The organism is Oceanicella sp. SM1341, from assembly GCF_003448965.1.
In the GTDB taxonomy this organism is placed as follows: domain Bacteria; phylum Pseudomonadota; class Alphaproteobacteria; order Rhodobacterales; family Rhodobacteraceae; genus Paroceanicella.
Genome location: NZ_QRGC01000002.1, coordinates 149,792 through 176,532, shown reverse-complemented (window position 1 = coordinate 176,532; position 26,741 = coordinate 149,792). Strand labels below are relative to the sequence as shown.

The 26,741-nt window shown below is 71.3% G+C and carries 24 protein-coding genes and 1 tRNA gene; 6 read left to right on the top strand and 19 right to left on the bottom strand.

The genetic code is table 11. The annotated features are described in order from the left end of the window. Window position 1: 1 nt before the first annotated feature. The 19 genes from D3P35_RS02765 to D3P35_RS02675 all read right to left on the bottom strand — a co-directional run bounded on the left by D3P35_RS02765 (window position 2) and on the right by D3P35_RS02675 (window position 19,809). Window positions 2–682 carry an urease accessory protein UreF gene (locus tag D3P35_RS02765; protein ID WP_118132934.1) on the bottom strand — a complete coding sequence of 227 codons (681 nt, stop codon included), beginning with the start codon at window positions 680–682 and terminating at the stop codon, window positions 2–4. Further along, complete coding sequence (locus tag D3P35_RS02760; protein WP_118132933.1) at window positions 679–1,152, bottom strand: urease accessory protein UreE; 474 nt, start codon at window positions 1,150–1,152, stop codon at window positions 679–681. Before D3P35_RS02760 ends, D3P35_RS02765 begins: the two co-directional genes overlap by 4 nt. Then, complete coding sequence (locus D3P35_RS02755; RefSeq protein ID WP_232830345.1) at window positions 1,133–2,653, bottom strand: amidase; 1,521 nt, start codon at window positions 2,651–2,653, stop codon at window positions 1,133–1,135. Before D3P35_RS02755 ends, D3P35_RS02760 begins: the two co-directional genes overlap by 20 nt. A gap of 11 nt (window positions 2,654–2,664) precedes the next feature. Next, window positions 2,665–4,179, bottom strand: coding sequence for an amidase (locus D3P35_RS02750; RefSeq protein ID WP_118132932.1), 1,515 nt, complete (start codon window positions 4,177–4,179; stop codon window positions 2,665–2,667). Between the two features lie 95 nt (window positions 4,180–4,274). Then, a complete protein-coding gene (locus tag D3P35_RS02745) occupies window positions 4,275–4,985 on the bottom strand; it encodes an ABC transporter ATP-binding protein (RefSeq protein ID WP_118132931.1) in 711 nt (236 codons plus the stop codon). Then, window positions 4,972–5,712: an ABC transporter ATP-binding protein gene (locus D3P35_RS02740; RefSeq protein WP_118132930.1), complete on the bottom strand. Its 741-nt coding sequence runs from the start codon at window positions 5,710–5,712 to the stop codon at window positions 4,972–4,974. Before D3P35_RS02740 ends, D3P35_RS02745 begins: the two co-directional genes overlap by 14 nt. After that, window positions 5,705–6,751 (bottom strand): urea ABC transporter, encoded by a 1,047-nt coding sequence (locus D3P35_RS02735; protein ID WP_118132929.1) that lies wholly within the window; start codon window positions 6,749–6,751, stop codon window positions 5,705–5,707. Before D3P35_RS02735 ends, D3P35_RS02740 begins: the two co-directional genes overlap by 8 nt. A 12-nt stretch (window positions 6,752–6,763) precedes the next feature. Next, window positions 6,764–7,630 carry a branched-chain amino acid ABC transporter permease gene (locus D3P35_RS02730; RefSeq protein ID WP_118132928.1) on the bottom strand — a complete coding sequence of 289 codons (867 nt, stop codon included), beginning with the start codon at window positions 7,628–7,630 and terminating at the stop codon, window positions 6,764–6,766. Window positions 7,631–7,641: 11 nt separating this feature from the next. Beyond that, window positions 7,642–8,880, bottom strand: a complete 1,239-nt coding sequence (locus tag D3P35_RS02725; protein WP_118132927.1) for a transporter substrate-binding protein — start codon at window positions 8,878–8,880, stop codon at window positions 7,642–7,644. 326 nt (window positions 8,881–9,206) lie between these two features. Beyond that, window positions 9,207–10,784, bottom strand: a complete 1,578-nt coding sequence (locus D3P35_RS02720) for a sodium:alanine symporter family protein (protein WP_118132926.1) — start codon at window positions 10,782–10,784, stop codon at window positions 9,207–9,209. Window positions 10,785–10,810: 26 nt separating this feature from the next. Next, on the bottom strand, window positions 10,811–11,242 hold the full coding sequence (locus D3P35_RS02715) for a universal stress protein (protein ID WP_118132925.1): 432 nt from the start codon (window positions 11,240–11,242) through the stop codon (window positions 10,811–10,813). 327 nt (window positions 11,243–11,569) lie between these two features. Beyond that, window positions 11,570–12,415, bottom strand: a complete 846-nt coding sequence (locus tag D3P35_RS02710) for a hypothetical protein (protein ID WP_118132924.1) — start codon at window positions 12,413–12,415, stop codon at window positions 11,570–11,572. A 100-nt stretch (window positions 12,416–12,515) separates the two neighbouring features. Next, the gene (locus D3P35_RS02705) at window positions 12,516–13,460 is read right to left on the bottom strand and encodes an RDD family protein (protein ID WP_118132923.1); all 945 of its coding nucleotides are present in this window, start codon (window positions 13,458–13,460) and stop codon (window positions 12,516–12,518) included. Beyond that, window positions 13,457–14,476, bottom strand: a complete 1,020-nt coding sequence (locus D3P35_RS02700) for a stage II sporulation protein M (protein WP_118132922.1) — start codon at window positions 14,474–14,476, stop codon at window positions 13,457–13,459. Before D3P35_RS02700 ends, D3P35_RS02705 begins: the two co-directional genes overlap by 4 nt. After that, window positions 14,473–16,005, bottom strand: coding sequence for a DUF58 domain-containing protein (locus D3P35_RS02695; protein ID WP_118132921.1), 1,533 nt, complete (start codon window positions 16,003–16,005; stop codon window positions 14,473–14,475). Before D3P35_RS02695 ends, D3P35_RS02700 begins: the two co-directional genes overlap by 4 nt. After that, complete coding sequence (locus tag D3P35_RS02690) at window positions 16,002–16,958, bottom strand: MoxR family ATPase (RefSeq protein WP_118132920.1); 957 nt, start codon at window positions 16,956–16,958, stop codon at window positions 16,002–16,004. The genes D3P35_RS02695 and D3P35_RS02690 overlap by 4 nt, the downstream gene beginning before the upstream one ends. Beyond that, the gene (locus tag D3P35_RS02685) at window positions 16,927–18,207 is read right to left on the bottom strand and encodes a hypothetical protein (RefSeq protein WP_118132919.1); all 1,281 of its coding nucleotides are present in this window, start codon (window positions 18,205–18,207) and stop codon (window positions 16,927–16,929) included. Before D3P35_RS02685 ends, D3P35_RS02690 begins: the two co-directional genes overlap by 32 nt. Continuing rightward, window positions 18,204–18,932 carry a DUF4129 domain-containing protein gene (locus tag D3P35_RS02680; protein WP_157982014.1) on the bottom strand — a complete coding sequence of 243 codons (729 nt, stop codon included), beginning with the start codon at window positions 18,930–18,932 and terminating at the stop codon, window positions 18,204–18,206. The genes D3P35_RS02685 and D3P35_RS02680 overlap by 4 nt, the downstream gene beginning before the upstream one ends. A 178-nt stretch (window positions 18,933–19,110) precedes the next feature. Continuing rightward, complete coding sequence (locus D3P35_RS02675; protein WP_118132917.1) at window positions 19,111–19,809, bottom strand: fumarylacetoacetate hydrolase family protein; 699 nt, start codon at window positions 19,807–19,809, stop codon at window positions 19,111–19,113. Between the two features lie 133 nt (window positions 19,810–19,942). Between D3P35_RS02675 and D3P35_RS02670 the strand changes: the two genes are divergently transcribed. The 6 genes from D3P35_RS02670 to D3P35_RS02645 all read left to right on the top strand — a co-directional run bounded on the left by D3P35_RS02670 (window position 19,943) and on the right by D3P35_RS02645 (window position 26,716). Continuing rightward, window positions 19,943–21,580, top strand: a complete 1,638-nt coding sequence (locus tag D3P35_RS02670) for a thiamine pyrophosphate-binding protein (protein ID WP_118133144.1) — start codon at window positions 19,943–19,945, stop codon at window positions 21,578–21,580. A 62-nt stretch (window positions 21,581–21,642) separates the two neighbouring features. Continuing rightward, window positions 21,643–22,338: a DUF1045 domain-containing protein gene (locus D3P35_RS02665; RefSeq protein ID WP_118132916.1), complete on the top strand. Its 696-nt coding sequence runs from the start codon at window positions 21,643–21,645 to the stop codon at window positions 22,336–22,338. A gap of 55 nt (window positions 22,339–22,393) precedes the next feature. Beyond that, window positions 22,394–22,470, top strand: a tRNA-Arg gene (locus D3P35_RS02660). Between the two features lie 932 nt (window positions 22,471–23,402). Continuing rightward, complete coding sequence (gene kduD, locus D3P35_RS02655; RefSeq protein ID WP_118132915.1) at window positions 23,403–24,146, top strand: 2-dehydro-3-deoxy-D-gluconate 5-dehydrogenase KduD; 744 nt, start codon at window positions 23,403–23,405, stop codon at window positions 24,144–24,146. A gap of 120 nt (window positions 24,147–24,266) precedes the next feature. Next, the gene (locus D3P35_RS02650) at window positions 24,267–24,935 is read left to right on the top strand and encodes a GntR family transcriptional regulator (protein WP_118132914.1); all 669 of its coding nucleotides are present in this window, start codon (window positions 24,267–24,269) and stop codon (window positions 24,933–24,935) included. A gap of 458 nt (window positions 24,936–25,393) precedes the next feature. Then, a complete protein-coding gene (locus D3P35_RS02645; protein WP_118132913.1) occupies window positions 25,394–26,716 on the top strand; it encodes an NtaA/DmoA family FMN-dependent monooxygenase in 1,323 nt (440 codons plus the stop codon). The last annotated feature ends 25 nt before the right edge of the window (window positions 26,717–26,741 follow it).

Below are 26,741 nucleotides of genomic sequence, written 5' to 3'. Positions count from 1 at the left end.
TTCAGTTCACGAACAGCCGGTCCGGGGCCGGGCGCAGCAGCGCCACGTCCGAGACCGCCGGAAAGCCCTCGGGCAGCGCGCCTTCGGGCGGCGGGCCGGCGGCGGCGCGGGCGATGCGCGGCTCCAGCCCGGCGATGAGCGCCTGCGCCCCGATGGCGCCCAGCGCCCCGAGCCGCACCGCGGCCGAGGCGAGCCCGCGCGCCGCGCCGAGCCCCGAGAGGGCCAGCGCCGTGGGCAGGTCGAGCCCCGCCGCCCGCCAGAGCGCGCCCTGCATGACCGGCAGGTGCGCCCGGAGCCGCCCCGTGGCGGCCGCCTCGCGCAGGGCGGCGGCGGAGGGCAGCGCCATGGCGGCGGTGGCGGTGAGCAGCGCCATCCCCGCCTCGTGCGAGGCGCGGCGCGGCGCCTCGGCCCAGTGGCATTCGTCGACCCGCGCCGCCCAGTCCGCCAGCGCGGCTGCACCGGAGGCGCGCCAGCCGCCGGCCAGCGCCGGGGCGTCGAAGGGCACCCAGCGCAGGTCGATCTCGGAGCCGATCCAGTCGCCGAGGGCCCGACGGTCGGTCCGCCCGTCGCGCAGGGCGGTCTCCAGCCCCCAGGAAAAGGCGAAGCCGCCGCCGGGAAAGCCGCTGTCGCCCAGCCGCAGCGCGAGGAGCAGCGCCGGGAGCTCCCCCGCCCCGCCGCTCACGCGCCGTCTCCGAGCACCTCGAAGGGGGCATAGGCCGCGACATCGCGCAGGCGTTCGAGACAGGCCTCGCGCGGGCCGTCGAGCACCACCTCAAGCACGTCGCCGGCGAAATTCACCTTCCAGTGCAGGTTGCCGCAGCAATGGCCGAGGCGCAGCGCCGCCTCCACCGAGGCGGGGCGCAGGCGCAGCCGCGGGCCGCTGTCGATGCGCGCCACGATGGCGAGCCCCTCGGAGAGATGCAGCACCGCGCCATCGGAGAGGCGGGCCGGGCGGTCGAGGGCGATGGCGCAGTCGCGCCCCCGATCGGTCAGCGCGCGCAGGCGGCGGCGCGCCGCCTCCGCCGCGGGGATGGCGATGACCTCCACCTCGCCGCGATGCTCCATCGCGTGCAGGCGCTCATGCAGGCCCGCATCCCGGGCATGGCCGAGGATGCCGGTGAGCAGCAGGGGCTCAGAGGCTCTTCCAGTCATGGCTCGCCTCGAATGCGCCGGCGGCGCGGTAGATCGCCGGCTCGTTGAACTTCTCCGCCACGAGCTGCAGCCCCACCGGCAGGCCCTTCGAGGTCATGCCGCAGGGCAGGCTCATCGCCGGGTGGCCGGTGTAATCGTAGGGCGAGGTGTTGCCGAGCATGGTCCAGGCATGGGTGAGGAAATCCATCCGCGACGTGCCCGGAGCGGGCAGCTCGGGCGCCGCATGCGCGGTGGTGGGCATCAGCAGGAGGTCGTATTTCGCGAAGACCTCGGCGTATTTCCGGGCGTAGAGCGGGCGCAGGTTCTGGCCCTTGGCATAGATGCGCCCGCCGAACTTCTGCATCACCCAGGTGCCGAAGACGGTCATCGCGTTCACCGTGTCGGGAAACTCGTCCGCCCGCCGGGCGATGGCATTGTACTTCTCGATCAGCGAGGGCGGGTAGAAGCCCGACGCGCCGGAGCCCAGCCCCTGGCCGAAGGTGAACTGCCGCACCATGCCTTCCGCGATCATCGGCATGAAGAAGGTGGCGATCTCGTCATGCGCGGGCAGCGAGATCTCCTCGACCACGGCGCCGAGGGCGGCGAGCTTCTCCGCCGCGCCGCGCACGCAGGCGTCGACCTCCGAGTCGCTCTCCGGGCGGCCGAAGCCTTCCTTCACGATGCCGATCTTCAGCCCCTCGGCGCCCTTTTCCACGAAGTCGGAATAGGGGTGGGTGGTGACCACGCCCTGGCGCATGTCCCAGCCGTCGGGGCCGGCGATGGCCTCGAGCATCGCGGCGTTGTCGGCCACGGTGCGGGTCATCGGGCCGGTGTGGTCGATGGTGACCTCCATCGACATGATGCCGGAATAGGGCACCAGCGAATGCGTGGGCTTCAGCCCGACGATGCCGCAGAAGGAGGCCGGCATGCGGATGGAGCCGCCCTGGTCGCCGCCGATGGCAAGATCGGCCTCGCCCGTGGCCACCAGCGCGCCGGAGCCCGAGGAGGAGCCGCCGGCGGAATGGGCGGGGTTCACCGGGTTCAGCACATGGCCGAAATCGCCGGTGTGGCTGGAGCCGGAGAGGCAGAAATACTCGCAATGCGCCTTGCCGAGCACCGTCGCGCCCGCGTCGAGCAGCCGGGTGACGACCGTGGCGTCGACCTCGGGCACATAGCCCTCCATCAGCCCCGCGCCGTTCATGCAGCGCATGCCGGCCACGAGAACATTGTCCTTCAGCACCACGGTCTTGCCCTTGAGCGGGCCCTCGGGAGCGCCGGGGATCTCCGACTTCACGTACCAGGCATTGAGCGGGTTTTCCGCCGGGCCCGGCTGATAGCCGGGGGTGCGCGGGTAGCGCACCTCCGGCAGGTTATCGGGCAGGCGCATGGTGGCATTGGCCGCGTCGACGAAACCGCCCAGCGCCTCCTTCAGGAAGGCCGTGTCGCCGGCCGAGTAGGCAGCGCCGAAGGAGGCGCCGATATCGGCGATCTCCGCCTCGGTGGGGTGAATGGGCATGACCATCGCGTGTCTCCTCAGAAGCTCTTCCAGTCGCCGAGCCCCTCGAAGGCATCGGCGGCCTGGTAGAGCGTGGCCTCGTCCCAGAACTTGCCGACGAGCTGCAGGCCCACCGGCAGGCCGTCGACCATGCCGCAGGGGATCGAGAGCGCCGGGTGGTGGGAGATGTCGAAGGGCGAGGTATTGGCCAGCATCTCGAAGGCGCGGGTCACGTATTCCTCGCGGCTGGCGTCGGGGCCGGGAAGGGGCGTGGCCTTCATCGGGGTGGTGGGCATCAGCAGCATGTCGTAATCGGCGAGCACCGCGTCATAGGCGGCGCGCAGCGTGGCGCAGAGGTTCACCGCCTTGCCGTAGAAGCGCTTGCCATAGGCCTGGTCCACGTAGGCGCCGAAGAGCATGCAGAGCTTGAGGGTTTCGGAGAGCTCGTCCGCCCGCTCGCGCCAGCCGCGGTGGAAGTCCATCAGGCCGGTGACGTAGAGATCCTGGCGGGAGACACCGTAGCCGTCACCCAGCATCATGGTCTGGGTCAGGCCCTCGAGGCCGATGGGCGCCCAGAGCGCGGCGCCGAAGAGATGCATCGGTATCGACACCTCCTCGACCGTGGCGCCGAGCCCCTTGAAGCGCTCCGCCGCCTCGCGGACCTTTGCGTCCACCGCCGCCTCGCTCACCGCATGGCCGAAGCCTTCCTTCAGCACGCCGATCTTCAGGCCCGACGCACCCTTGCCGAGCGCCTCGGTGTAGGGGGCGGTCTTCGCGCCGATCTGGCGGCTGTCATAGCCGTCGGGCCCGGCGAGGACCTCGAGCAGCAGGGCGTTGTCGGCCACGGTGGAGGTGATCGGGCCGGTATGGTCGATGTAGATCTCGATGGGCATCACGCCGGTGTAGGGCACGAGGCCGTGGGTGCCCTTCATGCCCACCGTGCCGCAATAGGAGGACGGCATGCGGATCGAGCCGCCCTGGTCGCCGCCGATCGCCATGTCGACCGCGCCGGCGCCCACCAGCGCCGCGGAACCCGAGGAGGAGCCACCCGCCGAGAACCCCATCTTGTGGGGGTTGTGCACCGGCCCCTGCGCGCCGGTGTGGCTGCCGCCCGAGAGGCAGAAACACTCGCACTGCGCCTTGCCGAGGATGGTCGCGCCCGCGTCGAGCATCCGCGTGACGATGGTCGCGTCCACGTCGGGCACGTAGCCCTCGAGGGTCGAGGAACCGTTCATCATCGGCACGCCGGCGAGCATCACGTTGTCCTTCAGCGCCACGGTCTTGCCCTTGAGCTTGCCGGTGGCCGCCCCCTCGACCGTGCTCTGCACGTACCAGGCGTTGAGCGGGTTGTCGGCCGCCGCGGGGCGGGTGCCGGGGGTGCGGGGATACTTCACCACCGGCAGGGCGTCGGGCGTGCGGTCGACGAGGTTGTAGGCCTCGACATAGCCCGCCATCAGCCCCTTGAAGGAGGAGACGTCCTCGGGGCTGAGGTTGAGCCCGAGGCTCTCGGCGATATCGGCGAGCTGGGTGTCGGTGGGTGCCTTGACGGCCATGGTGTTACTCCCTTCTGGTGGCCTGCGCGCGGGCAAGCCGTATCCGGCCCGCCCGGGACGGGGCGGGGTGACGATGAGCCGCGAGGCCGGGGGCCTCAGGCGGCGAAGCCCATGAATTCGCTCACCGCCTGCGGGTCGGTCAGCCGGTCGCGGGGGATCTCGCTGTCGAGCACCCCGTTGGCGATGGCATAGACCCGGTCGGAGAGACCGGTGATGAAATCGAGGTTCTGCTCCACGAGGACGATGGTGATGTCCTGCCGGGCGGTGAGCACCTTCAGCGTGTCGGAGATCTCGTCGATGATCGAAGGCTGGATGCCCTCGGTCGGCTCGTCGAGCAGCATCAGCTTGGGGCGGCGGCACAGGCAGCGGGCGAGCGCGAGGAGCTGCTGCTCGCCGCCCGAAAGGGCGCCGCCGCGGCGGTCCATCAGGCGCTTGAGGCGGGGGAAGAGCTCGAGGATCTCGGCCAGCACCGGGCCCGCCTCGGCCCGCTGGGCGGCGATGCCGACCATCAGGTTGTCCTCCACCGAGAGGTTGGGGAAGATCTCCCGCCCCTGCGGCACGAGGCCGAGCCCGGCGCGGGCGCGCGCGTTGACCGAGAGGGGGCGGATGTCCGCCCCGTCGAAGGAGATCTCCCCGCCGGTCACCCTCACGTAGCCCATGATGGCGCGCAGCAGCGTGGTCTTGCCCATGCCGTTGTGCCCGAGGATGCCGACGACCTCGCCCGCCTCGGCGCGGAAATCGACCCGGTGCAGCGCGGGCACCACCCCGTAGGAGGCTTTCAGCGAGCGGACTTCAAGCAGCGACATCGGCCTGTTTCCCCAGGTAGATTTCCTGAACCGCGCGGTCGCGCATGATCTCGTCGATCGGCGCCTCGCGGAAGATGGCGCCGCGGTTGAACACGGTCACCTGTTTCGCGATCTGGCGGATGAAGGCCATGTCATGCTCGACCACGATCACCGAGGCGTTGCGCGACAGCTCCAGCACCAGCCGCGCGAGGCGGTCACGCTCGTCGCCGGTCATGCCGGCCGCGGGCTCGTCGAGCAGCACGAGGGAGGGCTCGCCCGCCAGCACCATCGCGAGCTCCACGAGCTGGCGCTGGCCATGGGCGAGCAGGCCCACCTCGCGCTTCGCAAGGTCGGTGACGCCGCATTTCTCCAGCATCTCCTCGGCCTTCTGCCGGGCCATGGGCGCGAGATGCTTGCGCCGGGCCGAGAGCCGCACATTCTCGTAGGCCGAGAGGCCGTTGAACAGGTTCGGCACCTGGGTCTTGATGCCGATGCCGAGCTTCACGATGTCATGCGTGAGCCAGCCGGTGATGGGCTGGCCGCGAAACTCGACCACGCCCTCGGTGGGGGTGAGCTGCCCGGTGAGGCACTTGAAGAAGGTGCTCTTGCCCGCGCCGTTGGGGCCGAGCAGGCAGCGCAGCTCGCCCTCGTTGAGCGCGAAATCCACGTGGTCCACCGCGGTCACGCCGCCGAAGCGCATGGTGAGGCCGGTGGTGCGGATCACCTTGTGATCGTCTGCATCAGACATCGGAAGTGACCTCCTTTGCGGGCGGGGCGGCGCGCTCGCGGCGGCGGAACATCTCCCAGCCGGTGAGCGCCCAGTGCTTCACCGAGGGCACCAGCCCGCGCGGCAGGGCGAGCACGAGCACCATCAGGATCGCGCCCAGGATGACGAAGTTGTTGAGGAACTGCAGGGTGCCGAGCTTGAGCGACAGCCATTGCAGCAGGATCACCCCCAGGATCGGCCCCGCCAGCGTGCCCACGCCGCCCGCCATCACCCAGATCAGCGCCTTGGCGGACATCTCGAGGCTGAAGGCGTTGGGGTCGATGAAGGTCTGGTAGGTGGCCCACATCGCCCCCGCCATGCCGGCGATGCCGGAGCCGATGGCGAAGATGATCACCTTGTGGCGGCGCACGTCGTAGCCCAGCAGCGAGGAGCGGGTCTCGTTCTCGCGGATGCCCACCGAGACGCGGCCGAAATCCGAGGCGATGAGCACGCGCAGGCCGATATAGACCACGATGAGCAGGAACATGAAGAACTTGAACATCTGCGCGGGGTCGAGCCAGGCGTCGGGGTCGCCCGGCATGTTGAGGATCGGGATGGAGGGGATGCCGTTGAACCCGCCCAGTCGCGCATCGCCGATGGAATATTCCGGGCCGGCGGTGTGGTTGATGATCTTCCAGAAGATCAGCGTCACCACCATGGTCACCACGCCGAGATAGACGTCCGACAGCCGGCCGTAGAACATGAAGTAGCCCAGCGCCGCGCCGAAGGCCGCCGGCAGCACGAAGCTCAGGATGAAGGGAAAGGTGGTCTCGCCGATGTTGATCGAGGAGACGGCGAAGGTGTAGGCGCCGAGCCCGAAGAAGCAGGACTGGCCGAAGCTCAGGATGCCCCCGAACCCCCAGATGTAGGCCAGCGACAGCGCGTAGACCGAGAGCACCACGTATTGCGTGACCTGCATGATGGCGAAGAGATCGAACCAGATCGGCGCGCCGAACATGATCAGGAGCCCGATGAGCACCATGATGTAGAAGCCCGGGTCCTTGGCGACGGGTTTTTCCATGTGTGGCGGTCCTCAGAGAGAGCGGGTGAAGATGCGGCCCGTGATGCCCTGCGGCAGCAGGCGCAGCAGCACGAGGGCGGCGAGCAGCAGGGCGGCGTCGCCGTAGACGGGCCCGGTGAGGATGGTCATGCCCTGGGAGATCGAGCCCAGCAGGGTGGAGGCCGAGAGCGTGCCGGCGATCATCGAGGCCCCGCCGGTGATGACGGTGATGAAGCTCTGGCCGACGAAGTTCACCCCCATGGTGGGCACCACGCCGGTGAGCGGCGCCAGCAGCCCGCCGGCAAGCCCGGTGACCGCCGAGCCGATGCCGAATGTGGCCATGTAGACCCAGGTGGTGCGGATGCCGAGCGCCTCGGCCATCGCGGGGTTCTGCATGGTGGCCCGGGCGATGAGGCCGGCGCGGGTGAACTTCATCACCCCCCAGATCGCCACCATGAACAGCGCCGCGAAGAAGATGAGCACGAAATTGTAGGCCGGGATGGAATAGGCCCCGATGTCCACCGCGCCGAGCGGGGTGGAGACGCCCTCCACCGTGTTGCCGAAGATGAGGGTGACCCCGCCGATCATCAGCAGGCTCAGCCCCCATGTGGCCAGCAGGCTGTCGAGGATGCGGCCGTAGAGGAAGCGGATCACCAGCCGCTCCACCAGCACCCCGAACAGCCCCACGCACAGCGGCGCCAGCACCAGCATGGCAAACCAGATGTTCACCCCGGCCTTGGTCGACATGATCACCGTGTAGCCGCCCAGCATGAGGAACTCGCCATGGGCGAAGTTGATCACCCGCATCATGCCGAAGATGATGCCCAGCCCCGCGGCCAGCAGCACCAGCCAGGAGATGGCGCGGAGGATCTCGATCACGACGATGATCGTGTAGTCCATGGGAGTGCTCCTCAGTTCAGGCTGATCTCGTGGTGCACGTTGGCGTCCGGATCTTCCTCGAGGTTGCAGACCATCTGGGTGTCGGCGGGCGGCACCTGCTCGTACTTCTCCTTGATGATGAACTCGTGGTCCTTCAGGTCGGCGATGTAGACGTCGCGGATGGCGTGGTGGGTGAGCGGGTCGATCGACACCTTGCCGGCGGGCATGTCGTAGGTCTTGCCGCTCTCCAGCACCTCGAGGATCGGCTCGCGGTCGAGCGTGCCGGCCTCGCGCACCGCGTCGGCCCAGATCATCACGCCCTCCCAGGTCACCTCGGCAAGCTCGGAGAGCACCGGGGTGTTGGAGGGATAGGCCGCGGCGATCTTCTCCTTCCAGGCGATGTTGGCGGGCGTGTCGATGGTGGGGTAGTAGCCGAAGGAGGTGATGATGCCGTCGCCCTCCTCGGGCGTCATGATGATCGGCTCCGAGCCGCCGGCGCCGAAGGTGGTCGAGGCCATCGGGATGCGGCTCTTCATGCCGGCGGCGGCCCACTGGCGGTAGAAGCCGAAATGCCCGGTGCCCACCATGGCCGAGAGCACGATGTCCGGTGCGGCGGCCTGGATCTTGGCGATGGTCGAGCCGAACTGCGTGACGTCGAGGGGGAAGAACTCGGTCTCCACCACCTCGCCGCCGTTCTCCTCCACGTAGCGCTTGAACCAGGCGGCGGTGATGTGGCCGTAGTTGTAGTCGGCCGCCACGGTGTAGACCTTCTTGCCCCAGAGGTTCATCACGTAGGGGATGAGCTTCTCCACCGTCTGCGCGGGCGTGGTGCCGAGGGTGATCTCGTTGCGGTCGCACACCCCGCCCTCGTAGAGCGTGTTGTAGAAGTAGAGCGTCTTGAAGCGGTGGAAGATCGGGCGGATGGTCTCGCGGCTGGCGGAGGTGATGCCGCCGTGCACCACGGCCACCTTGTCCTTCAGCGCCAGCTGCGTGGCATACTGCGAATAGAGCGACATGTTGGACTGCGGGTCGTAGATCACCGGTTTCACCTGCCGGCCCAGCAGGCCGCCGGTGTCGTTGATCTCCTTGAGCGCCAGCTCGAAGATCTGGCTCATAGGGATGCCGCTGGTGTCGAGCCCGCCGGAGAGGTCGTGCAGCCCGCCCACCAGGATCGCGTCATCCTGGGCAAGCCCCGCGAAGGGCAGCGCCACGCTGCCGGCCGCAACGGCGGCGGAGGACTGGAGAAAACGGCGGCGGCTCAGCTTGGTCATGTCGGTGGGCCCTTTCGAAATGGGAGATCCGTTCGGGCCAAACTGGAATGTGCAACGCTTGAAGCGTCAAAGAATTTTGACGGCGGGCGACCGGAAAGCGGCGAAATCCGACGTCATGATGAAAATATGGGCTGATGGCACGGAGTGCGCCCATAAAGCGCGCATGCAACTATCCGAAATTTCTAATATCGAAAACGATGCATTAACCATTTGCCCATGCATCGCGAATCACGGCTCCGTCCGCAATCCTTTCCCGGCGGGCACGGCTCCGGCCCGGGGCCTGCGCCCGGTATGCCCGCCCCGTGTCGCCGGGGCGGGCAGCAGGCTCAATGCTTGAATTTCCGGATTTCGCCGGACTTCAGCCGCGCCATGTAGGAGTGCATCTCCCGCTTCACGATCGGCATCAGGAAGTAGAGGCCGATGATGTTCACCACCGCCATGGCGAAGATCGCCGCGTCGGAGAAGTCGATCACCGGGCCGAGGCTCATCGCCGCGCCGAGGATCACGAACAGGCAGAAGAGCAGCTTGTAGACCAGTTCCGCCGCCTTGCCCTCGCCGAAGAGATAGGTCCAGGCCTTCAGCCCGTAGTAGGACCACGAGATCATCGTGGAGAAGGCGAAGAGCACCACGGCAATGGCGAGCACGTAGGGAAACCAGCTGATGGTGGTGCCGAAGGCGAGCGAGGTGAGCTCGACGCCGGAGGAGCCGTCCGCCGTGGCGATGGAGCCGGCCGCCTCGTCCCAGATGTAGAGCCCGGTTTCCGGGTCCTGGTTCAGCACGCCGGTGATGACGATCACGAGCGCGGTCATGGTGCAGATCACCACCGTGTCGATGAAGGGCTCGAGCAGCGAGACATAGCCCTCGGTGATCGGCTCCTTGGTGCGCACCGCCGAGTGGGCGATGGCCGCCGAGCCCACGCCGGCCTCGTTGGAGAAGGCCGCGCGCCGGAAGCCCTGGATCAGCGCCCCCGCGAGCCCGCCGGCGATACCGAGCCCGGTGAAGGCGCCCTCGAAGATCTGCCCGAAGGCCCAGGGGATCTGGCTCGCGTTGCCGATCAGGATGATCACCGCCGCGCCCACGTAGATCACCGCCATGAAGGGCACGATCTTCTCGGTGACCTGCGCGATGGACTTGATGCCGCCCACGATCACCCCGAAGACGATCAGCGCCATCACCACCCCGGTGATCCAGCCGTTGCCGGAGAGGAAGCTGCCCTCGCCGCCGGTGATGTTGACCAGCTGCGCATGCGCCTGGTTGGCCTGGAACATGTTGCCGCCGCCCCAGGAACCGAGGATGCAGAAGATGGCGAAGAGCACCGCCAGCACCCGGCCCAGCATGGCGTAGCCGCGCTCCTGCATGCCCTTGGTGAGATAGTACATCGGCCCGCCGGAGACGGTGCCGTCGGCGTATTCGTTGCGGAACTTCACGCCCAGGGTGCACTCGGTGAACTTGGAGGCCATGCCCAGAAGCCCGGCGAGGATCATCCAGAAGGTGGCCCCCGGCCCGCCGATGCCCACGGCCACCGCCACGCCGGCGATGTTGCCCAGCCCCACCGTGCCCGAGAGCGCGGTGGCGAGCGCCTGGAAATGGCTCACCTCGCCCGCGTCGTTGGGGTCGGAGTAGTCGCCCTTCACCAGGGCGATGGCATGGCCGAAGGCGCGGAACTGCACGAAGCCGAAATAGAGGGTGAAGATCGTGGCGCCCACCACCAGCCACAGCACGATCCACGGGAAGCTCGTGCCCGGCAGCGGGGCGAAGATGAAGCTCACGAAAGGCCCGGTGACCGTTCCGACCACGGCGCTGATGGTGGCGTCGATACCGCCCGCATCCTCCTGCGCGAAGGCGGCGGGGGCCACGAGAAACGAGAGCAGCGCCGCGAGGGACGCGAGAAATGTCTTGATCATGCCTGTATCTCCGGCGTCTGGGCGCGTCATGGAACGATGACCGTGGGCACCGGCGCGGCCTGCGCCAGCCCGAGCGAAACGGTTCCGAAAACCCGCGCGCTCATCGAGGAGGAGGTGGTGCGCCCGACGAAGATCATCGTCGCGCCGGTCGATTTCGCCGTATCGATCACGAGGTCGACCACGGAACCGTAGCGGATCTCGCCCGAGGCCGGGATCTCCCGCTCCGCGAGGGTCTTGAGCACCGGGTCGATCACCGCGCCCTGGGCACGGGCCAGTTCGTTCCGTCGTCGGACGTGACGCTGTTCGAGTTCCTCCGGTGTCAGGAAACTGTAGGGAGACCATTCGAGAACATGAACGAGGTGAAGCTTCGCTCCGGCCTTGGCTGCACGCTCTGCGGCATAGTCGACGACATTCATGTCATCGCCCGCGAAAGCGACGACAAAAGTCTCCTGCGTCATCAGGACAAACTCCTTCCCTGCTTCAGATTTCGGTGGTCCTCATTGATTTTACTTAATTTCGACTGATCTGGCGCCTGTTCGAGCCGAGCTGTCAACCAATTGATAAGAATCTGGAGGAATTCTGTAGGATTTCGGGAAAACTGAGGGCGAATCGAAACGCCCCGGCCTGTCCGGCCGGGGCGTCGCGTGCCGCGCGGGGCGGCGTGATGTCGGGCCGGGGGGCGGAGGGCCCGCCGTTATGTCGGGCCGGGGGCCCGAGGGCCCGCCGTGATGTCGGGCCGGGGGCCCGAGGGCCCCCGGGGGCCCGAGGGCCCCCGGGGGCATGTCTCAGAACACCTCGAGCAGGCTTTCGGTCGCCATGCCTTCCTTCACCTCGCGCAAGCGCGCGTAGGCGAGCGAGATCACCACGCAGTAGAAGGCGGTGGCCACGGCCTCGACCACGGCGCTGGCGAGCAGGTAGATCGCCGCCGGGGCGCCGGTCATCAGCCCGGCCGAGCCCATCATCATCAGCGAGCCGCCGAGCAGCAGCGACAGGCCGGCCTCGAGCACGAGCGAGAACACCATCACCACGATGAAGGTGAGCACGCCCAGCCCCACCAGCGGCCAGCGATACTCCTTGGTGAGCCGCTGGCTGCGGCCGAAGGCGCCGAAGCCGGCGCGCTCCAGCACGATGGCCGGCACCGTGACGCAGAGCACCGCGGCCAGCCAGATGCCGGGGACGAGCAGGAAGGTCATCAGCACCATGATCGCGATCGAGGCGGCAAAGCCCATCACCAGCAGCGGCAGGATGTTGGCGAGCGTGCCGTTCACGTAGCGGCCGATCTCCAGCGGCCGGCCCAGCCGGGTGTCGAAGGCCGCCTGCACCACCAGCGCGGTGACCACGGTGGGCACCAGCACGCCGACGATGAAGTTGAGCGCGATGCCGAAGCCGATCGCCCCGCTCTCCATCATCGCCTCGGGGTTTCCGGGCTCGCCCATCACCATCATCGGGCTCAGCACGGCGTACTGGATCACCGCGCCCACCAGCACCGGCACCAGCGCCAGCAGCACCAGGGCCACGAAGCGGCGGGAGAGGATGCCGAAGGCCTCGCCGATGATGCCGCCCACGCCGAGTGGCGGGCGGGCCTCCGGTGCGGGGGGCGGCGGGGGCGGTGTGTCTGGCATGTCGGTCATGCGGGGTCTCCCTCAGGTCCGTGTGCGGCGGCGGCGCGGGCGTGGCCACCGCTCTCCCCGGGCAACATAGCATCGTGGCGGCGCGGTCCAACCGCGCGGCTCACGCTCCCGCCCCGGGGCGCGGGGAATGGCGGTCGGCGCGCACCCGGCCGAAAAGGCGCCCGCGCTCCAGTTCGGCGCGCTGGGCGGCGTAGAAGGCGCGCAGGAAGTCCTCGGCGCGCTCCGGCTCCACCCGGCCGGCGTATTCGATGCGGCTGCGGATGCGCTCGGCCACGGCCTGCACCTGTGCCGCCCGCGCCGCCGCGGCCTTCTCGCCCCGGGCGGTCTGCGCGCGCAGCAGGCGCTCGAGCGTCTGCAGCTCATAGTCGCCGTAATGGCCGAGGTGATGCGGCAGGAAGGCGAACTCCGCCGCCTCCTCGGGCTGCGTGGCGGCCGAGACGGTGGCGGCGGCCGCGATGTCGGGCAGCAGGCGCAGCGGCGGCTGCACCACCACGCAGGTGCCCGCGATCAGGTCGCCGATGCGCTGGTGCTCGCGGTTGAACAGCGGCACCGCGAGCAGCACCGCGATCCAGGTGCCCAGCGCGAGATAACCGATGGCGTCCATGTCGCGCACGGCGAGCATCGCGGTGCCGGGGGCGAAGATCTCCATTTCCTTCATCAGGTTGCGCGCGGCCACGGCATGGGCGTCGAGCCCGCGGCCGTCGGTGGCGATCACCCTGATGCCGGTCATCCGCTTGCCCAGGGTCTGGCCGTTCCAGAACAGCTCGGTGACGATGTAGTAGGGCGCGCGGATGAAGAAGAACAGCGCCGCCCCGACCCCCAGCAGCAGCGATTCCGGTGCCTCGAGCCCAAGGAACAGGATCAGCATCACCGCCACCAGCACCAGCAGCGTGACCACGATGTCGATGACCTGGGCCGCGAGCCGCGCGCCAAGCCCCGCCACCTCGAGCCGGATGGGCACGCCCTCGGGCGGCACGAAGTCGCGCAGCAGCCGCGGGCCGCGGCCCCGGGCCGGCCTGCGCGCCGGACGCCGGGCGGCGCTCATGCCCGGCCCCCGCGGCCGCCGAGCAGGAACCAGCCCGCCCAGAGCGCGCCGATGCCCCAGCCGATCGCGAGCCGGGTGTGCATGTCGGTGATGAGCTGGCGGCCGAAGCCCTCCAGCAGCGCGGCCACCACCAGCATCATCGCCGCGAGCAGCGCGAGCTTCACCGCGTCGCGCCCCTGCCGGCGCAGCGCGTCGCCCCGGGTGAAGGGCCCGGGGAAGAGCACCGCCTCGCCCAGCCGCAGCCCGGCGGCGGCCGCCACCAGGATGGCGCCGATCTCGGTCACCCCGTGGATGGAGAGCCAGCCCGCCACCTCGGCGCCCAGGCCACGGTCGGCGTGCAGCGCCACGAAGGCGCCCAGCGACAGCCCGTTGTAGAGGCAGAGCAGCAGCGTGGGCACGCCGGCCAGCGCGCCCAGCGAGAAGCAGAAGATGGCGATGCGCGCATTGTGCGAGAACAGGAACGAGGCGAAGGCGGCCAGCCCGTCGAGCGGGCCGTCATGTTCGCCCTCCAGCACCTCGCGCAGCTGGCCCACCGGGCTGTCGGGACCGCGCGGGTCGCCGCCGCCGGAGGGCACGAGGGTGTAGTACCAGTTCGCGTCCTGGAAATAGAGCAGCCAGCCCACCAGCGCGCCGAGGAAGGTGACGAGGAGGACGAGGCCGAGATGCGGCGCCGAGCGGCGCATGGCCGGCGGCACCCCGCGCAGGAAGCGCCCGGCGAGGCCGGAGAGCGTCTCCTGCGGCGCGTAGACCGCGAGGCAGGCGCGGGCGCAGAGCGCCTCGAGATAGTCGCGCAGCGCCGCGTCGAGCGAGATCTCCCGCGCCACCGAGAGCGCGCTCACCGCCTCGCGGTAGAGCCGGGCGAGGTCGCGCGCCTCCTCGAAGGACAGCGCGCGCATGCCCTGGCGCTCGGCGCGCTCGAGGATGCTCTCCAGCCGCCGCCAGCCCGGCTCGCGCTCGGCCCGGAAGCGGGTGGAACGCAGGGCAGCGGTATCGGGGGCGGTCTGCGGGGCGCTCATATCACCTCCCGGGCCTTGAGATCGAGATAGGTCGAGACCAGCCGCGCGGTGAGCTGGCCGGGCGCCACGTCGAGCACGGTGATGCCCAGCCGGGCGAGGCGCTCCAGCACCACCCGGCGCTCGGCGCGCATCTGCGCCGCCGCCACGCCGCGGGCGAGATCGTCGAGGCTTTCCGGCCGGGCCTCGGCGGCGCGGGCCACCGCGGGGTCGCCGATCGCGACGAAGATCATCGCGTGGCGCCGGCTCAGCGTGCCCAGCGTCTCCACCAGCAGCTCGGCGGTGGTGGGGTCGGTGAAATCGGAGAAGACCACGATCAGGCTGCGCCGCGGGATGCGGGCGGAGAGCCGGGAGAGGGCGAGCGTGTGGTTCGCCTCCACCGAGGCATAGCTCAGCTCGGCCGTGCGCCGGCGCAGCATGGCAAAGCCGCTGCGCCCCGCCGCCGGCGGCACGAAGAGCCGCGGCTGCGCGTCATAGGCGAAGAGGCCGGTGCGGTCGCCGCCCAGCGCCGCCGCCCAGGCCACGGCCAGCGCCGCGTTCACCGCGTGGTCGATCTTGGGCAGGCCCTCCACCTCGGCGCGCATCTGGTAGCCGTTGTCGAGGGCGAGGATGACGTTGTGGTTGCGCTCGGCGCGGGTTTCCTTGGCCAGCAGGCTGCGGTGGCGGGCCGAGCGCTTCCAGTCGATGTCGCGGATGTCCATGCCGGCGGTGAAGTCGCGCAGCTGGTGGAACTCCGAGCCGTCGCCGCGCGCGAAGGTCTCCTTCAGCCCGTGCAGGGCCGAGCGCACCGTGACGTCGATCCGCCCGGAGGAAACCGGGCGGATGTTCGGCACCGCGGCGATGGCAAGGTCGGTGGCAAGGCGCGGGGTGAACTCGAACAGGCCGAAGCGGCTTGCCCAGGTGAGCCAGAGCGCGTCGATCCGCCAGATGCCGCGGGCGCGGGCGCGCAGGCGCACCTCGGCCAGGTAGCCGCCGCCGGTCTCCGCGCGGCTCTCGATCACCTCCGGCCCCTCGAGGCCCTCGGGCCAGTCCACCCGCGCGCGGGGGGCGGAGGCGGGGCCGGGCGCGTAGCGCAGGGTGAGGGGGGCGGTTTCGCCCACGAAGACCTCCGCCGGCAGGGCCGCCTCCACCCGGGCGCGGCCGCGCAGCGACAGGCCGAGGTCGAGCAGCGCCAGCGCGCCGGTGGCCGCCCAGACCAGCGTGGCGATGTCCTCGCCCGCGGGGCTCGCGGCGAGGGCCACGGCCGAGACCGCGAAGGCCCCTGCCCCGAGCAGCAGCAGCCGGCGCGCGGGCCGCAGGCCGAGGCGCCAGCGCGGCCAGAGCCGCCGGCCGGCGCGCAGCCGCAGCCCGGCCAGCAGCAGCCCCGCCGCCAGCAGCGCGCCGAGGCCCGAGGCCCAGGCCCCGTTGCCCGACACATCCGCCCCGAGCACCGCCGCCAGCACGCCCAGCGCCAGCACGGCGGCAGCGGCGATCAGCCAGCCTCCGGCGCGGGGCCTGCGGGGCACGGCGGTTTCGGGGCGGGTATCGCTCACCGCGGCGCCTCGACCTGGTCGAGCAGGTTGGCGAGCACGTCGTCCGGGCCGCGGCCCTCGATCTCGGCGGAGGGGCCGAGCACGATGCGGTGGCGCAGCGCCGGGCCGCAGAGCCGCTTCACGTCGTCGGGGATGGCATAGTCCCGCCCCTCGAGTGCCGCGAGCGCGCGGGTGGCGGCGGCGATGGCGTCGGCCGCGCGGGTGGAGGCGCCGTGGCTCAGCTCCGGCGCGCCGCGCGTGGCGCGCGCGATGGCGAGGATGTAGCGCAGGATGCTGTCGTCGAGCCGGATGGCGTCGACACAGGCGCGGCCGGCGGCGATCTCCTCCGGCCCGGCCACGGGCGCGATGGCCTCCACCCGTGCCTCGTTGCCCAGCGGCTGGTCGGCGTGGCGGCGCAGGATGTCGAACTCGGTCGCCTCGTCGGGGAAATCGACCAGCAGCTTGAACAGGAACCGGTCGAGCTGGGCCTCGGGCAGCGGGTAGGTGCCCTGCTGCTCGATGGGATTCTGCGTGGCGATCACGGTGAACCAGCGGCCGAGGTCGCGGTCCTTGCCGTCGATGGTGGCGCGCTGCTCGGACATGGCCTGCAGCAGGGCCGCCTGGGTCTTGGGCGGGGCGCGGTTGATCTCGTCGGCCAGCAGGATGTCGGTGAAGACCGGGCCCTTCACCAGCCGGAAGCTGCTGGTGCCGAAGTCGAAGAGGTTGGCGCCCAGCACGTCGCCCGGCATCAGGTCGGGGGTGAACTGGATGCGGCCGAAGCGCAGCGAGAGCGCCGCGGCGAAGCTGCGCGCCAGCAGGGTTTTCGCGGTGCCCGGCGGGCCCTCGAGCAGCACGTGCCCGCGCGAGAACAGGGCGACGAGCATCAGCTCCACCGTCTCCTCCTGGCCGCGCACGGCCCGGCCGATCTCGCCGCGGATCGCGTCAGCGAGGCCGGATAGCTGCTCCAAGTTCATGCCTGATCTCCTCGATGATGGTCTCGAATGCCCCGAGCCGGGCCAGCGCCTCGGCCGGGGCGGGCCGCCCGGGAAGGGCGGTGATGGCCTGCAGGGCCTCGCCCAGCTGCCGGGCGAGCCCGGGATCGTGCCGCGCCACCCGGGCGCGGACCTGTTCGCCCGCGTCGCCCGCGCCGCGGTGCGGGCCGATGATCTGAGCCGCCAGCGCCTGCATGCGGGCGGCGGCATGGGCGCGCAGCAGGTCGCCGTCATGGCCCGAGAGGCGCATGAGCCGGGCCTGCGCGGCGAGCCCGGTGCCGCGGCCGAAGCGCCGGGCCCGGCGCAGCGGCGGGCCGCCGCGCACCGCGCCGCGCCACAGGGTGAGTGCGAGCAGCACCCCCGCCGCCGCCCAGAGCAGCGAGAAGGGCCAGGCGAAGTAGCGCGCGAGATCGGCCCAGCCGCGGTGGCGCAGCTCCTCGCCCGACCATTCGCTGATCCAGAGCGAGGTGCTGTAGTCGACCAGCACCGTGCCGTCGCCCGCGGCCTCGGCGAAGAACCAGCGCGCGAAGGCGGCATTGTCGCCGAGCGCGAGGCCGGTGTTGCTGAGCAGGTCGGGGTCGGAGAGCAGCAGGAAGGTGCTCTCCCCGCCCTCGCAGCGGCCCAGCAGCATGCCGCGCGCGGAGCCGATGAGCGGCTCGCATTGCGGCGCCTCCACGAGCTGCGGCGCGTAGACCTGCAGGTCGAAATCCTGCTCGGGCACCGTGAAGCCCACGAAGCCCGCCTCTGCCCGGCGCAGGCTGAGCGGCATGCCGAGCGCCGCGGCGAAGCGGGCCGAGACCGCCGCCGTGTCGTTCGCGAAGGCGGGGTGCATGCGGCCGCGCTCGGCCACCTCGCCGCGCCATTTCGGCAGGATGAGCAGCGTGGGCAGGGCGAGCTTGCGCTGCAGCACGTAGCTGTTCATGTCCACGAGGTCCTGCGCGCGGCGGGCGGCCTGCCGGTCGGCCGGGGGGGGCGCGGTGGTGAACGGATCGGTGTCGTAGAGCGGCAGGATGCGCAGCCCGATGCCGTCGGGGTCGAGATAGGTGCCGCCCGAGAAGGTGCGGGCGTCGATGCCGCCCTGCTCCAGCCAGCTCGCCAGCCCGTCGAAGCCCATGGCCGAGCGCGGCAGCGCCCGTTCGGGGCGCGCGAGCCAGGCCCAGGCCGCCACCAGCGCCACGATCACGCCGAGCAGCAGGGCGATGTCGCCGCCGGGAATGCGCCGGCCGCTCATGCCCGCCCCTCTGCCGCCGGCCCGAGGATCAGGCGGGTGCGCGCGGCACAAGCCTCCAGCAACTCGGCCGACACCTCGCGCCCGCCGAAGCGCACGCTCTCCTGCACGCGCATGAGAGTGGCGAGCTCGCGCGTGGTGTCGTGCCCGGGGGGCAGGCTGCGCAGCACGTCACGCGCGGTCTGGCCGCGGCCGATGCGCAAGCCCTCCGCCGCCGCGGCATGGCCGAGCGCGAGGGCAAAGAGCCGGGCCAGCGCCTCGCGCCGGTCGGCAAGCGCGAGGATCTGCGCCAGCGAGGCGGAAGGGCCGGGCCCGACCGCCTCAGGCGCGGCAGAAGCACCGGGCGCGGGCGCCGCCTGCCCCGGACGCCGGGCGGCCACGCGGCCGCCGCCGTAGAACACCGTGAGCCCGAGCACCGCGAGGATGACTGCCGCCGCCGCCGCCACCAGCGACCAGCGCACGGCGGGGGGCATCTCGGCATAGCGCTCCTCGGCCTGGCCGGGGGCCGGCTCCTCCGCCTGCTCGTCCTCGGCGGGGGCCGGGGCGTCGGGGTCGAACCAGCTGCCCCCGGTCTGCGCCCCCGCACCCGAGACGGCGCGGCGGTAGGCCTCGCCCCCCGCCCCCACCGGCGCCTGCAGCGGCACGGGCGCGGCCGCCTCCTGCCCGGCGAGGGGCAGCGCCGGCAGCAGGGCCAGCAGCAGCACAGCGGGATGCAGGGCGGGTTTCACGGGGGAGAAAGGCCTTTTCGCGGAATTGCCGGCAGCGGGAACAATGGAGGGCAGACCCTAAGCATGCCCTCCGGGCGATGCAACCGCAGCGCGAACATGCCCCGGGCAAGGCCCGGCCGGTGCCGGCGGAGCGGGCGGCGCACCGGCCGCTCTCCGCCGGCGCGCCTGCGGCAGCCGGTCAGCCGCGCGGGCCGATCAGCGTGGTGAGCTCGCCCAGCGCCGGGATCTCGACGACGCAGGTGTCTCCCGGCACGAGGGAGCCGACACCCGCCGGGGTGCCGGTGTAGATCAGGTCGCCCGGCGCCAGCGCCACGCTCTGCGACAGGATCGAGATCACCTCCGGGATGCTCCAGATCATCTCCGAGAGGTCGCCCTCCTGCTTCGTCTCGCCGTTGACCATGAGGCGGATCGGCCCCTGCTCCGGGTGGCCCACGGCCGACACCGGGTGCACCGTGCCGCAGACCGCCGAGCGGTCGAAGCCCTTCGCGAGGTCCCAGGGCCGGCCCATGTCCTTGGCCACGGCCTGCATGTCGCGGCGGGTGAGGTCGTTGCCGATGGCGTAGCCGAAGACATGCTCCAGCGCCTGCGCCTCGGGGATGTCGGCGCCGCCGGTGCCGATGGCCACCACCAGCTCGGCCTCGAAATGCAGCTTTTCGGTCTGCGGCGGGTAGGGCAGCGTCGCGCCGTCCTGGGCCAGCGCGTCACCGGGCTTGGAGAAGAAGAACGGCGGCTCGCGGTCGGGGTCCTTGCCCATCTCGCGGGCATGGGCGGCATAGTTGCGGCCCACGCAGTAGATGCGCCGCACCGGGAAGAGCGCGTCGGAATGGGCCACCGGCAGGGCCGGCGTGGCCGCGGGGGGGAAAACGTAGTCGGTCATCGGGAATCCTTCTCCTCACGATCACGCCAGCGATACGCCCGCGCGCGCCCGGGGTCGAGCCCCCGGCACGCCCTGTTGCCGCCGCCGGATGACATGCTATGCCTGCGGCACCGAAAGGAAAGCGGGGGTGATCATGAAAACCGGCGGCCGGCTCATCGTCGAGGGACTGGAGGCGCAGGGCGTCGACAGGGTGTTCTGCGTTCCGGGCGAGAGCTATCTCGCCGTGCTGGACGCGCTGGTGGACAGCGGCATCCGCCCGGTGCTCGCCCGCCAGGAGGGCGGTGCCGCGATGATGGCGGAGGCCGACGGCAAGCTCACCGGCCGGCCGGGCATCTGCTTCGTCACCCGCGGGCCCGGCGCCACCAACGCCGCCTCCGGCGTGCACGTGGCCCAGCAGGACGCGACACCGATGATCCTCTTCGTCGGCCAGATCGGCCGGCGCATGCGCGGCCGCGACGCCTTCCAGGAGGTCGATTACCGGCAGTTCTTCGGTGGCATGGCCAAGTGGGTGGAGGAGATCGACCACGCCGACCGCATCCCCGAGGTGCTCTCCCACGCCTTCCACGTGGCGATGAGCGGCCGGCCCGGCCCGGTGGTGATCGCCCTGCCCGAGGACATGCTCTCCGGCGAGGCCCCCGCCCTCGCCCCCGCGCCGCGGGTGGAGGTGGCCGCCCCCGCCCCCGCGCCCGCCGACATCGCGACGCTCGCGGAGCTGCTCGCCCGGGCCGAGCGCCCGGTGCTGGTGGCCGGCGGTTCGCGCTGGGCGCCGGAGGATGCCGCGGCGCTGGCCGCCTTCGCCGAGGCCTGCGACCTGCCGGTGGCCTGTTCCTTCCGCCGGCAGATGCTGCTCGACAACACCCACCCGAACTATGCCGGCGACATCGGCCTCGGCCCCTCCCCGGCCCTCGCGAAGCGCATCCGCGAGGCGGACCTGCTGATCCTGCTCGGGGCGCGTTTCTCGGAAAACCCCTCGCAGGGCTTCTCGCTGCTCGGCATCCCGGCGCCGGAGCAGGCGCTGGTGCACATCCACCCCGGGCCGGAGGAGCTGGGCCGCATCTACGCGCCCCGCCTCGCGATCAACGCGACACCGGGGCAGTTCCTCGCCGCCGCGGCCGGCCTGTCGCGCCCGGCAAGCGGTGCCGCCGCCGAGGCCAACGCCGAGTGGCACGCCTGGTCCGACACCCCGCCCGAGACACCCGGCGCGGTGCAGATGGGCGCCGTGATCGCGCATCTCAACGCCGGGATGCCCGACGCCTGCATCACCAACGGCGCGGGCAACTACGCCACCTGGGCGCATCGCTTCTTCCGCTACCGCGGCTGGGGCAGCCAGCTCGCGCCCACCTCCGGCTCGATGGGCTACGGCCTGCCGGCCGCCATCGCCGGCAAGCTGCGCATGCCCGGGCGCGAGGTGGTGGCCTTCGCCGGCGACGGCTGCCTGCAGATGACCATGCAGGAGTTCGGCACCGCCTGCCAGGAGGGCGCCGCCCTGCTGCTCATCGTGGTGGACAACGGCATCTACGGCACCATCCGCATGCACCAGGAGCGCGAATACCCCGCCCGGGTGAGCGCCACCACGCTGCAGAACCCGGATTTCGCCGCCATTGCCCGGGCCTACGGCGCCTTCGGCGCAAGGGTGGAGCGCACGGAAGACTTCGCCCCCGCCCTCGCCGAGGCGCGGGCCAGCGGCGGCCCGGCACTCCTGCACCTGCTCACCTCGCCCGAGGCGATCACGCCCGCGCGCACCCTCACCCAGATCCGCGAAAAGCGCTGAGCCCGTCGCGAAACCGTCATCCGGGGCTGCGATATCCCCCGGCGAGCAGCAGGAGACACGCGATGAAGCGCTACGGCATCTACTACGCGCCCCCGGCGGGCAGCGCCCTTGCCCGGTTCGGCGCCGGCTGGCTGGGCTGGGACGCCGAGGCCCGGCAGCCCGCGCGGCTGGCCTCCCTGCCCCCCCTGCCGCTCGACCAAGAGGCGGTGACCGCCACGCCCCGGCGCTACGGCTTCCACGGCACGCTGAAGCCGCCCTTCGCCCTCGCGCCCGGCACCGACGCGGCCGGGCTCATCGCCGCACTCGAAGCGCTGGCCGCCCGCACCGCGCCCTTCGAGATCGCGCCCTTCGCCCCATCGCTGGAACACGGCTTCCTGTCGCTGCGCCCCTCGGCGCCCTCGGCGGAGCTGGAGGCGCTGGCCACCGCCTGCGTGCGCGAGCTCGACGCCTTCCGCGCACCGCCCTCCGAGGCCGAGCTCGCCCGCCGCCGCAAGGCCGGCCTCTCCGCCACGCACGAGGCACTGCTCGCGCGCTGGGGCTACCCTTACGTGATGGAGGAATTCCGCTTCCACCTCACGCTCTCGGGCCATCTCGGCACCGCCGATGCCGCGGCCCTGCGCGACGCGCTCGCCCCGCTGCTCGGCCCGCTCACCGCGCCGCAGCGCAGCACGCCGGAGCCGGTGCACGAGCTCTGCCTGTTCGGCGATCCCGGCGACGGCCCCTTCCACCTGCTGCGCCGTTTCCCGCTGCGCGGCTGAGCGCCACAAAGAACCATTTGCACCGCCCCCCCGCATCGACTATACGACCCCCGATGCACCCGTAGCTCAGCTGGATAGAGCGCTGCCCTCCGAAGGCAGAGGCCACAGGTTCGAATCCTGTCGGGTGCACCAGTCTTCTCAAGAACTTGCCAACCCTCGCACCGGGGCGACTCCCTTCCCTTGCCGGGACAGGCCCGGGAAGCGATCCGCCCGGCTGCCGGCGCCGGGTGCCCCGCGGGAACATGCCACCCGGCGTCCTGTCCTGGAAAGGCCGGTCGCCGAAGGCCGCGGCCTCCGACCGGCCGGGGCGAAACGAGCGCAGAGGGCAGCCTCCCGGCCACCGGGAAGGCGCGTCCGTCCCCGCTCGGCTCGACGGTCCGGAGGGTCCGGGCTTGTCCCTATCCGCGCCCGGAACACCTGCCGACCCGTGTCGCGCCACGGCGCGTCCTGGCGCACCATCATGCGGGCCCCCCATCGTCATCACGTTCGGGCCACCGGCAGGCCTGGTCGACGCCTTCAGGACCTCGATGCGCCGCACGCTCCGCCGCGGATCGATCTCCCGCATGGCGCTTCGCCCTCCGGGAAGGTCATGCCGAGTGCCTCACCCGACAGGACGAAGACGACGAGCGGTTCCGCGACGGCCGGAACGAGCACGTCGTCTTCCGTCGCGGGCCGCACGCAGATCCGGGCATCGAGATCCCGCCGGGCATTTCCGCTGCCCTGGGCGAGCTTTCTCCCGGGAGATGATTTTCCGGCCCCGTACCGGATCTGCGCGATATGTCCATGACGGGAACTCCCGGTCGAACGCTGCCTGCCGGAGACCGCCCGCACTCGCCCTCCCCCGCCGCCCGGCCGATCCGCCGATCGGGCGCGTGAAACCTCATCGCCTTCATCGAGAGGCACCCCGCCTGCCCGGCGCGCTGTTCTGCCTGGCCGGCAGGGCAGCCGGCGCCGAGATGCATTTCCGGAGCCGGCATCGGCGCTTGCACCTTCATCCGGGCGCCGGCCGGCGATAACGTGGGCCACACGGACATGGAATTCATACAACCCTCGGAGATGGCCTGATGCACAGCCTGTTTTCCCTCAAGGGCCGCAAGGCCCTCGTCACCGGCGCGAATGCGGGCATCGGGCAGGCGATCGCCCGGGTTCTCGCCGCCGAAGGGGCGGAAGTGGTCTGCGCCGGCCGCCGCTCCTGCGCCGAAACGGTGGAGGCCATCCGCGCCGCCGGCGGCACGGCCGAAGAGATCACCCTCGATTTCGCCGACCCGATGGCGGCGCAGGGCGTCTTTGCCGGGGCGGGCTTCGACTGCCTGGTGAACAACGCCGGCATCATCCGCCGGGCCGACAGCGCCGAGTTCACCGAGGCAGACTGGGACGCGGTGATGGACGTGAACCTCAAGGCGGTGTTCTTCACCGCCCAGGCCTTCGGGCGCGAGCTGCTGGCCAGCGGGCGCGGCGGCTCGGTGGTCAACATCGCCTCGCTGCTCTCCTTCCAGGGCGGCATCCGCGTGCCCTCCTACACCGCGTCGAAACACGGGGTGGCCGGGCTCACCAAGATCCTCGCCAATGAATGGGCGCCGCACGGCATCACGGTAAACGCGGTCGCGCCGGGCTATATCGCCACCGCCAACACCGAGGCTCTGCGCGAGGACCCCGAGCGCTCCCGCGCCATCCTCGAGCGCATTCCCGCCGGGCGCTGGGGCGCGCCGGAGGACATCGGCGGCACGGTCGCCTTCCTCTGCTCCCCCGCCGCGCGCTACGTGAACGGCGCGGTGATCAACGTCGACGGCGGCTGGCTCGCCCGCTGACACGGGCGCCCGGGGCGGTCGGCACAGGCCGCCTCTGCCGCCTGTCCGGACGTGACGCTTGACAGTCCGCTGTCAGGGTGCATTCTGTATACAGACTTATTCGGGAGATAGGGAACCCGCATGGACATTGCCGCTGCAGCGATGAAGCCGGCACAGCGTGGCGTTTCGCTCGCCGAGCAGATCTACCGGAACCTGCGCTCGGGCATCATTTCCGGGCAGATCCCCGCCGGGGTGCGCCTGCGCGAGGTGGAGCTGGCGGAGATGCTGGGCGCGAGCCGCACGCCGCTGCGCGAGGCGCTGTCGCGGCTCGCGGGCGACGGGCTGCTCACCCCGCTCTCCAAGGGCGGCGTGGAGGTGGTCGATGTCGAGAGCGAGCGCGACGACATCCACGCCATCCGCGTGGGGCTGGAATGCGTGGCCGTGCGCCTCGCGGCCGAGCGCATCACCGAGGCGGAGCTGGAGGAGCTCTTCGCCCTGATCGTCGAGCGCGAGGAGATGCCCGCCGCCGACACGGAGGGCCGCTCGCGCAACAACGCCCGCCTGCACGAGCTGATCCGCGAGGCGGCGCGCAACCCGCGCCTGCTCACCATGATCGGCCATTACCAGGAATTCTTCCTCGACGCCGGCCGGCTGGCGCTGCTCGACGCCGAGGCCAGCACCCGCGCCGTGCGCCAGCACCGCGAGATCGCCGAGGCCCTGCGCGCGCGAAACCCCGATGCCGCCGAGACCGCGCTGCGCGACCATCTCGAGCATGCCTATGACAGCCTGAAGCAGAAGCGCCGCGGCTGATCGCCCGGGCCGGCCCGCGGGGCCGGTTCCCGGCAAGCCCCCCGAAGCCCCCTGCATCCCGGACCGGGCGCCCCCGCAGCGCCCGGAACGATGCCCCGTGTCCGGACGCGGGCCGGACACCCGTGCCCGCCCGGGCAGGAGATGAGACACCCCCGCCCCGCCGGGGCGAGATCAGACAAGAGCGCCCCTCCGGGGTGACATCAAGCAAAAGCGCCCCTCCGGGGGTGACACCAAACAAGGGCGCCCCTCCGGGGGCGATGCCAAGCAAGAGCGCCCCTCCGGGGACGATGCCAGACGAGTGCGCCCCTGCGGGGGCGATGCCGACGAAAACGCCCCTCCGGGGCGACGCCAAGCAGAAGCGCCCCTCCGGGGCGACGCCAAGCAGAAGCGCCCCTCCGGGGCGACGCCACAAAAAAGCGCCCCTCCGGGCGCTGGCCGACAGGAAGGACCTCCCCCCGATGCCCCAGCGGAGCAAGATGCACCTGGTCGCCTACATGCGCACCAACTCCACCGCCAGCTACGCCGGCGGCTGGCGGCACCCCTCGGCGCCGCTGGACGACGTCTGGTCGCCCGAGCGCTACCAGTACCTCGCCCGGCTGCTGGAGGGCGCCTGTTTCGACGCCGGTTTCTTCGCCGACAACCTCGGCCTGCCCGACCTCTACAAGGGCCGCATCGACGACTACATCGGCCGCGGCGGCCAGGCGAGCCTGCTCGACCCGATGATCGCCCTGCCGATCATGGCCGCCGCCACCTCGCGGCTCGGCCTCGGCGCCACGCTCTCCACCACCTTCAACGAGCCCTACCACCTGGCCCGCAGCCTCGGCTCGCTCGACCTGGTGAGCGGCGGGCGCGCGGCCTGGAACGTGGTCACCTCCACCATGGATTGCGAGGCGCAGAACTTCGGCCTCGCGGCCATGCCCGACAAGGCCACCCGCTATGCCCGCGGCGACGACGTGCTCGAGGCCTGCACCCGGCTCTGGGACAGCTGGGAGGAGGGCGCGCTGGTGATGGACCGCGAGAGCGGCGTCTTCGCCGACCCCGCGCGCATCCACCCGGCAAACCACGCGGGCCCGCATGTCTCCACCCGCGGGCCGCTGGGCATCCCGCGCAGCCCGCAGGGCCGGCCGGTGCTGATGCAGGCCGGCTCCTCGCCCCGCGGGCGGGAGTTCGCGGCCCGCTGGGCCGAGCTGGTCTTCGCCTCCCCCGCCACGCGCGAGGCCGGCATCGCCTTCCGCGCCGACCTGCACGAGCGCCTCGGCCGCGCCGGCCGCCGGCCGGAAGACTGCAAGGTGCTCGTCTCGCTCTCCCTCGTGCTGGGCGAGACCGAGGCCATCGCGCGTGACCGCGCCGCCTATCTCGACAGCCTGGTCGCCCCCGAGCTGGTGCTCGCCTCCAACTCCTCGCTCATGGGCATCGACCTCGACGCGAAGCTGCGCGCCGAGGCGGCGGGCGAGGAGGCACTGGCCGAGGTGGGCAACCAGGGCGTGCAGGGCACGCTCGACCGCATGACCCAGACCGTGGCGGCCCGCAAGCAAAGCTTCGCCGAGACCGTGCGCCGCCCGCGCGACCTGTTCACCGGCACCGCCGCCGGCATCGCGGACGTGATGGAGGACTGGTTCACCTCCGGCGCCTGCGACGGCTTCGTGCTGCCGCCCACGGTCTACCCCCAGACCTTCGAGGACGTGGCACGCCTGCTCGTTCCCGAACTGCAGAAACGCGGGCTGTTCCGGCGCGAGTACGCTGGCCGCACCCTGCGCGAAAACCTGGCCAACCCGGGCTGAGCCCCGGGCCCCGCCACCCCTGAAA

Excerpts from the sequence above, each read along its gene's own strand:
- D3P35_RS02760 (WP_118132933.1), bottom strand. The coding sequence starts at position 1,152 with ATGACTGGAAGAGCCTCTGAGCCCCTGCTGCTCACCGGCATCCTCGGC.
- D3P35_RS02755 (WP_232830345.1), bottom strand. The coding sequence starts at position 2,653 with ATGGTCATGCCCATTCACCCCACCGAGGCGGAGATCGCCGATATCGGC.
- D3P35_RS02750 (WP_118132932.1), bottom strand. The coding sequence starts at position 4,179 with ATGGCCGTCAAGGCACCCACCGACACCCAGCTCGCCGATATCGCCGAG.
- D3P35_RS02745 (WP_118132931.1), bottom strand. The coding sequence starts at position 4,985 with ATGTCGCTGCTTGAAGTCCGCTCGCTGAAAGCCTCCTACGGGGTGGTG.
- D3P35_RS02740 (WP_118132930.1), bottom strand. The coding sequence starts at position 5,712 with ATGTCTGATGCAGACGATCACAAGGTGATCCGCACCACCGGCCTCACC.
- D3P35_RS02735 (WP_118132929.1), bottom strand. The coding sequence starts at position 6,751 with ATGGAAAAACCCGTCGCCAAGGACCCGGGCTTCTACATCATGGTGCTC.
- D3P35_RS02730 (WP_118132928.1), bottom strand. The coding sequence starts at position 7,630 with ATGGACTACACGATCATCGTCGTGATCGAGATCCTCCGCGCCATCTCC.
- D3P35_RS02725 (WP_118132927.1), bottom strand. The coding sequence starts at position 8,880 with ATGACCAAGCTGAGCCGCCGCCGTTTTCTCCAGTCCTCCGCCGCCGTT.
- D3P35_RS02720 (WP_118132926.1), bottom strand. The coding sequence starts at position 10,784 with ATGATCAAGACATTTCTCGCGTCCCTCGCGGCGCTGCTCTCGTTTCTC.
- D3P35_RS02715 (WP_118132925.1), bottom strand. The coding sequence starts at position 11,242 with ATGACGCAGGAGACTTTTGTCGTCGCTTTCGCGGGCGATGACATGAAT.
- D3P35_RS02710 (WP_118132924.1), bottom strand. The coding sequence starts at position 12,415 with ATGACCGACATGCCAGACACACCGCCCCCGCCGCCCCCCGCACCGGAG.
- D3P35_RS02705 (WP_118132923.1), bottom strand. The coding sequence starts at position 13,460 with ATGAGCGCCGCCCGGCGTCCGGCGCGCAGGCCGGCCCGGGGCCGCGGC.
- D3P35_RS02700 (WP_118132922.1), bottom strand. The coding sequence starts at position 14,476 with ATGAGCGCCCCGCAGACCGCCCCCGATACCGCTGCCCTGCGTTCCACC.
- D3P35_RS02690 (WP_118132920.1), bottom strand. The coding sequence starts at position 16,958 with ATGAACTTGGAGCAGCTATCCGGCCTCGCTGACGCGATCCGCGGCGAG.
- D3P35_RS02685 (WP_118132919.1), bottom strand. The coding sequence starts at position 18,207 with ATGAGCGGCCGGCGCATTCCCGGCGGCGACATCGCCCTGCTGCTCGGC.
- D3P35_RS02675 (WP_118132917.1), bottom strand. The coding sequence starts at position 19,809 with ATGACCGACTACGTTTTCCCCCCCGCGGCCACGCCGGCCCTGCCGGTG.
- D3P35_RS02670 (WP_118133144.1), top strand. The coding sequence starts at position 19,943 with ATGAAAACCGGCGGCCGGCTCATCGTCGAGGGACTGGAGGCGCAGGGC.
- D3P35_RS02665 (WP_118132916.1), top strand. The coding sequence starts at position 21,643 with ATGAAGCGCTACGGCATCTACTACGCGCCCCCGGCGGGCAGCGCCCTT.
- kduD (WP_118132915.1), top strand. The coding sequence starts at position 23,403 with ATGCACAGCCTGTTTTCCCTCAAGGGCCGCAAGGCCCTCGTCACCGGC.
- D3P35_RS02650 (WP_118132914.1), top strand. The coding sequence starts at position 24,267 with ATGGACATTGCCGCTGCAGCGATGAAGCCGGCACAGCGTGGCGTTTCG.
- D3P35_RS02645 (WP_118132913.1), top strand. The coding sequence starts at position 25,394 with ATGCCCCAGCGGAGCAAGATGCACCTGGTCGCCTACATGCGCACCAAC.